The following is an 8,338-nucleotide window of genomic DNA, read 5'->3' as shown; positions in this document are numbered from 1 at the left end:
GGATTGGCGGCTCAGGCAGGCGAGGAGGCACGTCGGGTCGAGCACTTCGTCATTGACGTAGATGCCTCGTTCCGGGTCGTAGCTGCGGACGAATACGCGCACAGTGGCGTCTGCGACGATAGGCAGTTGCGAGTCATAGAATTCGTGATCGCTCGGAATGATGATGAAGTCCTGCGGGGCGGTGTCGTCAAACGTTCGCAGTGGCGTCGAATTCAGTGATGGCGGGGCGGGGTGGGCGAAGGGCTGGTTCGGCCCGTAGTAGTTGAAGTTGCTGTCCAGGGCCTGCGCCGAGGTAACGGCGAACAGACAACCGGTCAAAAACACGGCATGAAACGCTTGCATGGCGGCACCTGCGAAAACGGTATTCCCCAAGGCCATTAACTATAGCTGCCCTCGCGTAACTACGAGATCGCATCAAACCGGCAGACACCCTGTAGGCGCTGCCGCAGGCTGCGATCTTTTGATCTTGATCCTGAAAAACAAAATCAAAAGATCGCAGCCTTGTTTCACTCGTCAGCTCCTACAGTGTCGATCAGGCTTGGGCAGCCGCAGCCACCACTGGCCGGCCCGGTTTGCGCAGCGTATCGAGCCGTGAGCCGCTGTAATGCGTTTCGCGGAAGAACCGCCAGCGGCCCAACAGACAGTAAACGTGAGTGACGCGGCCCTGTTCGTGGTAGCCCATGCGAATGTGCAGTTTCAATGCCGGGATGTTGTGGGTTTCACAAACATCCACGACTTTGTTGCAACCTTGGGCCGCCATGGCGTCCCAGAGCGCAATCTGGACATCTACCGACAGGCTGCTGCCGAAATAAGCACGGGTCATTTCACCGCCGAATTCAAAAAATTCACCGGGTTTGACCGGGAACACACAGCCGTAATAGTGGCGGTCGTAATAATCACGAACACTGCCCCAAATAAAAGCCACCGCGTGCCCGTCGGCGTCCAGGTACATGTGCCCGGTGTGTCCTTCGTTGGCCAATTCGGCCATGGTCTCGACCCGGTCGCCGAAGTGCTTGGCGAACGCGCCGGCGTTCTCAGCGGTGATGTCGACTTTGCGCAAGCCTGCATAAGGCCGCAACTTGTGCGGTGGCACCGGGCTGACGAGGTCGCGCTCCATCCACAGCAGCTCCCAGTGGAAGAACACATAGCGTTTCCACAATGTGCCGAATGTACGACCAAAGCCTTTTTGTCTGATGCGTTCTTGTAGTTTTTCGATGACCTTCATGATGCCCCCGCGGCTTTGGCCCGGCTGTTGTGGATGACGCTTGTTTGGGTATAGATCAACTTGGAAAACTAATGTTAAAGAGCCAGCTTTTTTACTGTATTTCAATGTCGGTTAATCACTCGGTCGCTGTCGCACCGCGCACAAATTCCTTGTTCAGATCGGCATAGGAAATTCGCGTGATACCCGCCAGCCGCTGCTCTAGTACGCGGCTCAGCGATTCTTCTGGGTTTAAATACGCGTCGCCAAAATCCGCCCTGAGCTGGGTCGGATGGGCAACGATTTCCAGCACACCGTCGGTCGGCGCGGGGTCGTTGCGCAAATCCACCGGCGTGCAAACGTAATCGGCCGTCGCCCCGGCCAAATCTTGCAAACGCCGGTTGAGCAAACCTTTGAAAACACGCTTGGCCAGGCTGAGGTTCTGCCCGAGGTTACGTGCCAGCCGCACCGGCACACCCTGCTTTGCAGCGAAGCGCGCAACGATCTCGCCGATCGGCCAGATGTTGTGTACATGCTGGTGCGAATCGAGATGACTGGGACGCACACCATGATCGACACACCGTTGCCACTGCGCCTGCAATTCCTCGCGCACCGCCTCGCGATCCTCGCGTGACAGCCAGAGGCTCTGGCGCGACAGGCTGAGGTCGAACGTTCCGTGACCGTCGCAAAACGTGTGCCGGGCCAGAATGCCCTGGCTCACGGGCCGTCCATAGGTGAGGTTGAAGTGCAGGCCAACGCGTCCTTCGAGCAACGGATGCCGGGCCATGACGCAGGCGGCTTCGAACGCCGGCATGTTGGCCATGAGCGTGGCGGAACTGATGACACCGGCCTGAAACGCGCCGAGAATCACCGCGTTCTCGTTGGCGCTGAGGCCGAAATCGTCAGCGTTGACTATGACTTGGCGTGGCATGTTCGCCCTCCGTAGTGATGGCGGTGGTTGCAGCCGTGGGTACGGTTTTCGCGGGAGTCGATCTGCTCGCGCGACGAGCGCGCCATTGCTGTGCAAGAGGTTTGAGTCGTTGCCACAGGCGCAGCCCCAGACCCAGCGCCAAGCCGCTCGGACGCCAGGAATAGAAACTCCAGCGCCAGTGCTCCAGTTGCCCGGTCATGCGTTCATGCAACTGATGGCTGGAGTTTTCCAGGCTGACCCGCGACGCATCGATCCAGCGCCATTGATCGTCCAGACCCCAACGAATCCATTCTTCAAGCAGTACCCGGCCACTGCCCAGGTCGGCGTATTGCGGCAAGAACGCAAGGTTGTAATCGTAGAGCCGGCCCTGTTCGAGCAAGCCCAGTCGATAACTGATGCAACGCCCACCGAGTTCCAGGGTGACCACGCGCACCAGGCCTTGGGCGGCGAGGGCGGTGAAGGCCTGTTCCATGCAGTGGCGGCCCTGCGCGGTGGCGAAGATGCCGACGCCTTCATCACCTTTCCAGCTCACGGCTTCGACTTCGCTGATGACCTGCAATAACGCGCCCATGCTCGCCGCGTCCGGAACTATCCGCTTTATTTCCGCGCCGCACGCCGCGATACGTTTGCGCGCACGGCGCAACTTGTAGCGCGGATCGCCGGACACTTCCTGACGATCGGCCTCACTGATCAGGTGCACCGGCACTCGACAGCTCAAACGCCGTTCGCCAGTGGAACTGCCAGCCATCCACCGCGTAAGCGGGCTCTCCTCGCCGACCGGTTCCGACAGTTCATTGAGCTGCAGCAACGCATGCGGCAGATGCCGACGAATCAACGTCAAAACCTGGCCCATGTCATCGCTATCCAGCAGCGACAACAGCGCCAGACGATCCGCCAGCGGATAACCCAGGTGCCGCACGACCCGAAACGGCAGTCCGCCGAACCGCTCACGGCTCGCCACCAACGGCAGGCACAGGCGCAATTGATCCGCCTCCCAGCCGAGCAAGACATGCAGCCGCGCTTCGTCGCCGAGCGCCCTTTGTGCCGCGCACAACCAGCCGAGGTGGTTGAACGGCGTGTGATCCGTCACCCGCAGGCGCAGCGCTTCGTAAGCGTCTGCCGGGAAGTCGGCGGCGCACAATGACGTGCGCCATTCGAATCGCGCGACCATAGGCTCAGGCCACCGTCGCAGTGGCGGAAGACGGGGCGGGTTTGCGAAACGCGTCCAGTCGCGAACCGCTGTAACGGGTTTCACGGTAGAAGCGCCAGCGACCAAACAGACCGTAGACATTCATGATGCGACCTTGCTCCTGATAGCCCATGCGCAGGTGCAGCTTGAGCGCCGGAATGTTATGAAATTCGCAGACATCCACGACCGTGTCGCAACCTTGTTCGGCCATGGCTTTCCACAGTTGCAATTGCAGATCCACCGACAGCTCGGAGCCCCAGTAAGCTCGGGTCAGCTCGCCGCCGAATTCAAAAAACTCACCGGCTTTGACCGGGAACTCGCAACCGTAGTAATGACGATCATAGTAGTTGTGCGGGCAACCCCAGATGAACGCCACGGCATCACCCTTGTCATCCAGATGCATTTGCCCGGTGTGGTCTTCTCTGGCCAGTTCCGTCATGGTGCCGACGCGGTCGCCAAAGTAGCGGGCGAAGGCGCTGGTATTGTTCGGCGTGATCGCCACGACTCGCAGCGGCGGGTAGGGTTTGAGCTTGTGAGGCGGAACCGGACTGACCAGATCGCGCTCCATCCACAGCAGTTCCCAGTGGAAAAACACGTAGCGTGACCAGATCTTTTTGATCGTTGCCTTGAAGCCTTTTTGCCGCACACGTTGAATGAGTTTCTGTAAAACGTTCATGTTGTATGGCCTCCCAATGGCCGCGCTTTGCGCTGCGGCTGGAGTAGCGCTGCGCTTTGCGCCGCGGCTGGAGTAGCGCCGCGCTTGCGCGGCAGAACATCAACGATCCGGTCATGAGGCGCTCCAGCTCAGGGCAAACAGAGTCTGACCCGGCAGCTCGAAACGCACGCGACCGTCCTGGCAGTGAAAAGGCGCATCGCGACTGCGATTGTCAACGCCGAAATAGCGCAGGGCGCCGTCGTTCAGCGGGCATTTGGCGCCGCTCAGGTCGACTTGCTGCAAACGCGTGCCCTTGTTGACGCCAAGCAAGGTACGTCGGGCGTCGTCGGCCATCGCCAACACGTCGACTTCGAAGGCATCGTTTTCCAGCCGCAGCACGTGATGCAGCCAATGCTGCTGAATGAATTGCTGGGCCAGGCCTACCGGTTTGAGCTCGAAGCGGGTTTCGTCGGCCGATACCCGAAGCATGCCCTTGGGATAATTCGGCTCGTCGGCGGCCTGAAAAAAGCTGAGCATGCTCAACAAGCCGTCCTGCGAGGCGTTGATCACCACCGACGCCCACCACAGCGAGGCGAAATGGGTTTCCTGATCGTAAGGGCTCAGGCTCGAACCGCTGGACATATTGGTCTGATCGAGCAACAACGCCTTGCGCGGCTGACCCTTGTCATCGAGGCCGACCAGTTCAGCGGCGCGGCGCACGCTGTCGCGGTAGACGCGAGTGGCGAGCAGGTCGCGGACCATCCATTCATGCCAGGCCAGCGCATCGACCTGATCGGCGTTTTCCGCCAACAGACGCCGGGCCCAATCGATGCCACGTTTGTCGGCGGCGTTGTCGGCGAATGGGCCGTTGACCAGTCTTGAACTCGCCGGCATGGCGATGCGTACGCCGGCCCTGGCGTTGGCCGGATCGCTGCGAACCTGGCGGGCCATACTGTTGAAAATCGAACGGTACTGTTCGTAGTTCGCGTAATTGAGATTCGGCTCGTCGGCAAAACCGATGTAATGGGTGCCTTTGCCGCTCAGTTTTCGTGTGCTGGCGAGCCAGGCATCGAGGCCGCTGTTGCTTTGCACGTCGGCGCGCAGGTCGGCCTGGCGCTGACTGCCGGCGAGCAAAGTGATGTCCTGGTAAATGCCGAAGCGCTCCTGATAGAACTGCCGGAACGCATCTTCGTACTGCGGATTTTTCGCGGTGATGTCGACAAAGCTGTAGTAACTTGCCGCCGCCGGTTTCAACGCATCAAGCACCGCATGGCTGGCGGGTGGCGGCATCACGTAGGGCAGCGCGACGCCCAGATCCGGCGTGCGCCCGAGGATCTTGTCGTGCAGGGTCAGACGGGTCTGGCCGGCGTCTTCGCGCAACGGTTTGAGTTGCTGGGGATTTTGCGCAAACAGGTTGGCCGTGCCGTCGAGCCAGAACGCCGCTTTGCCGCCGCCCTGCAAGTGCAGGCGCCAGACCTGCTCGCGGTCGCTGACCGGCAACGCCACCTGATCGAACTGCCAGTAGGCGCGGTAGGGTTTGAGCGTCACCGACAGCGCCTGATCATCATCGATGCGCCGCGCCTGCAGCGTTTTGACGCCACCGTGAAACTTGCCGGCCAGCACCGCATGCTCACCGGCGGCAACCTTGAAGTACAACGTGTCACCGTCGCGGGTTTCGGCACTGAAATGCACTTTGGCCGGGGCGAACAGCGCGACGGTATTGGCGTCATGCTCGACCCGGTAGCGGCGGAAACTGTAGCCGGGAATCGCCAGTTGGTACGCGGCGGCGCCGGGCTTCAGCGACCAGCGCTGAACACCTCGGGCTTCGCTGGCGGCGATCAAGCGTTCGTCCTGCAATTTGCCTTGGCCGTCGAGCAGGTAGAGATGCTCCTCGTTGGCGTCCGCCTGCCACGCCGGCGCCCAGCGCACGGTCACGGTGTCGGGGTGATTCGCTTGCAGATAAAGGCTGCCGTCGCGGATTTCGGCCCATTGCATCGACGCGGCAAAACCGTCGAGCGACAGACCGAGGCCGAACAGCAGGGCAAGGCGTTTCATGCGGCCTTCCTTTGCAGCATTTGCCACATCGGCGTGATGTCGCTGGGCAGCACGATCAGGGTTTGCCAGAACGGCACGCCGCTCAAGCGGCAATACAAAACCAGCATGGCGATCGTCACGGCGAGGTAAGCAATTGAGGATGCAGCGGCGGCACCGACGATGCCGTAAGCGGGGATCAACACAAGGTTCAGCGCCAGGTTGAGCAGGGCGCCCAGACCCATCATCAGCGACACCGCGCCCGGGCGGTTTTTGCCGAGCAAGTCCAGACGCAGGATGCTCGCGTAGCACAGACCCAACAGGCCAGGCAGCAAGGCGAGCAACGCCGGATAGGCCGGTTGATAGTCCGCACCGAACAGGGTGACGATCAGCCATTCACCGATCAGCGCCATGGTCAGGCAGGCGCCGAGCATCACCGTGGCGGTCAGGCGCAGCGCCAGCGGCGTGACCTTTTCCATGCCTTCGTCCTGTTGCAGCAGGCGTTTCATCAGCGGGGTGGTCACCGCTTCCGGCACGATCAGCAGCAGTTCGGCGGCGGCGCTGGCCATCGCGTAATGCCCCAGCGCCGTGCTGCCGAGCAGGGCGCCGATGAACAGATAATCCGAGCGCAAAATCACTTGCTGGAACAGCATATCCGGATGGCTGCGGGCGCTGTAGCGCAGCAGTTCGTTCTGGCTGGCGCGATCCCATTGCAGTTGCAGCGGCTGTGTGCGTTTGAGCCAGTACCAACCGGCCAGCACCACCAGACTGATACCCGCCAGCCAACTGATCAGCGCAGCCTCCAGCGCCGCGTCTTTCCACATCCAGAACAGCGCGACAAACAACAACAGCGGGGCGAGGGATTCGAGCAAGCGCAAACCGTTGAAGGCGCCCACGCCGCCTGACGCGTTGTGCAGCGTCAGCAAGCCGCTTTTCAACACGGTCAACGGCACTGCCAGCAATAACAGCCAGGCCAGCAAGCCAAGCTGCATCGTCACATCGAGTTGCGTGCCGAACTCGCGCACCAGCGCCACCACCAGCAACGTCAGCAAACCCGCGAGCAAGCAACCGAACACCAACACCTGACTGAGCAACAAGCCCATCGGCCGCTGCTTGGCGGCCTGATAACCGACCGCCGAATTGAGTCCGCCGCTGGTGGCGGCGCTGATCAGATCCGGCAAGGTGCTGAGCAGGGCGAACAGGCCGCGTTCGCTGGGGCCGAGGATTCGCGCCAGCAACACGTTGCGCAGCAGGCGCAACGCGATCATCGCCAGTTTGGTGCCCATGCTCAGGGCCAGGTGTTTGAGGTAACGGCTTTGACTCATGGCCGTGCCCCGCGATAGATCCGCCACGAGAGTAATTCGGGATTGCGCGCAGTGCGCTGGCTGACGCCGAAACGCGGCAGGTTCAAAGGTTCGCCGTCACCGCGATAGAGGCCGGTGCCGGTGCCGAGCGCGAACGGAAAATCGTGCAGAGCGACTTGCTCGCGCACCCGCGAATCGTTGTCGCCGTTGGGGTAGCAATACACCGGCAGCGGACGGTTGCAGCCGTTTTGCAAAGCATCGCGGCTACGGCGGATATCGTTCTCAAGCGCCTGGTCATTCAGGTCGGTGAGAATCGAATGACTCGCGCCATGCGGGCCAAAACGCACCAGGCCGCTGGCTTCGAGACTGCGCACCTGATGCCAGTCCAGAGCCTGTGGCAATGAGTCCGCCGGGCACTCGTCGGTGAGTTGTTCGAGCACCTGCGCACTGAGGGTTTTAAGGCTCTGCAGATAGTTGAGCAATGCCAGACTGCGACGCGGTACATCGACGTCGTCCACCAGTACCGGCAGTGGTCGACCGATCAAGTGCAAGCATTCGATCAGATGATTGCGAGCCTTTTCACCGTGGCTGTTCCACAGGGTTTCACCGATGCTTTCCCACCAGAAGCGCTGGCGACTGCCGATGAAATCGGTGGACAGAAATATGCTCGCCGGCACCTGGTGCTTTTGCAGCAACGGGAAGGCATTGACAGCGTTGTCGCGCCAGCCGTCATCGAACGTCAGCGCTACCCGTGGGCGTTCGCCGGCCAGTGAATTGGGCTGCAGGATCTCCATCAGCGGCACGCAATCAAAATGCCGACGTAGCCAGACCAGCAAATGCTCGAAGGCCTTGGGCCCGACGCACAGTTCATTGCGGTGCGGCAGGTCGGCGGCGCGGTCGTTGGCCAGCACCCGGTGAAGCATCAAAATCACACCGGCACCGTGCAGCTGGTTTCGCCCCACCGGGGAATTGAGGTACAGCCAGCCACTGGTGCGTTTTATCAGTTGTTTGATCGCCATGGCACTGT

Annotated in this window: 8 protein-coding genes; all 8 read right to left on the bottom strand. The window is 61.1% G+C overall.

The annotated features are described in order from the left end of the window. Positions 1-342: hypothetical protein (locus GIW69_RS04655; protein WP_236480959.1), on the bottom strand; the 342-nt coding region annotated here is incomplete at its 3' end. Positions 343-532: 190 nt separating this feature from the next. Beyond that, positions 533-1,225, bottom strand: coding sequence for an N-acetyltransferase (locus GIW69_RS04650; protein WP_236480958.1), 693 nt, complete (start codon positions 1,223-1,225; stop codon positions 533-535). Positions 1,226-1,340: 115 nt separating this feature from the next. Further along, the gene (locus GIW69_RS04645; RefSeq protein WP_236480957.1) at positions 1,341-2,132 is read right to left on the bottom strand and encodes a ChbG/HpnK family deacetylase; all 792 of its coding nucleotides are present in this window, start codon (positions 2,130-2,132) and stop codon (positions 1,341-1,343) included. Further along, on the bottom strand, positions 2,104-3,303 hold the full coding sequence (locus GIW69_RS04640) for a GNAT family N-acetyltransferase (protein ID WP_236480956.1): 1,200 nt from the start codon (positions 3,301-3,303) through the stop codon (positions 2,104-2,106). The genes GIW69_RS04645 and GIW69_RS04640 overlap by 29 nt, the downstream gene beginning before the upstream one ends. 4 nt (positions 3,304-3,307) lie before the next feature. Further along, a complete protein-coding gene (locus tag GIW69_RS04635; protein ID WP_236480955.1) occupies positions 3,308-3,997 on the bottom strand; it encodes an N-acetyltransferase in 690 nt (229 codons plus the stop codon). A gap of 111 nt (positions 3,998-4,108) precedes the next feature. Beyond that, a complete protein-coding gene (locus GIW69_RS04630) occupies positions 4,109-6,031 on the bottom strand; it encodes a hypothetical protein (RefSeq protein ID WP_236480954.1) in 1,923 nt (640 codons plus the stop codon). After that, the gene (locus GIW69_RS04625; RefSeq protein WP_236480953.1) at positions 6,028-7,332 is read right to left on the bottom strand and encodes an oligosaccharide flippase family protein; all 1,305 of its coding nucleotides are present in this window, start codon (positions 7,330-7,332) and stop codon (positions 6,028-6,030) included. Before GIW69_RS04625 ends, GIW69_RS04630 begins: the two co-directional genes overlap by 4 nt. Continuing rightward, positions 7,329-8,330 (bottom strand): polysaccharide deacetylase family protein, encoded by a 1,002-nt coding sequence (locus GIW69_RS04620; RefSeq protein ID WP_236480952.1) that lies wholly within the window; start codon positions 8,328-8,330, stop codon positions 7,329-7,331. Before GIW69_RS04620 ends, GIW69_RS04625 begins: the two co-directional genes overlap by 4 nt. Between the last annotated feature and the right edge of the window lie 8 nt (positions 8,331-8,338).

Origin of the sequence: Pseudomonas syringae (genome assembly GCF_021605415.1) — a bacterium.
Lineage (GTDB): Bacteria > Pseudomonadota > Gammaproteobacteria > Pseudomonadales > Pseudomonadaceae > Aquipseudomonas > Aquipseudomonas syringae_S.
The sequence above is the reverse complement of the archived record's forward strand: the minus strand, read 5'-3'. Positions and strand labels throughout refer to the sequence as shown.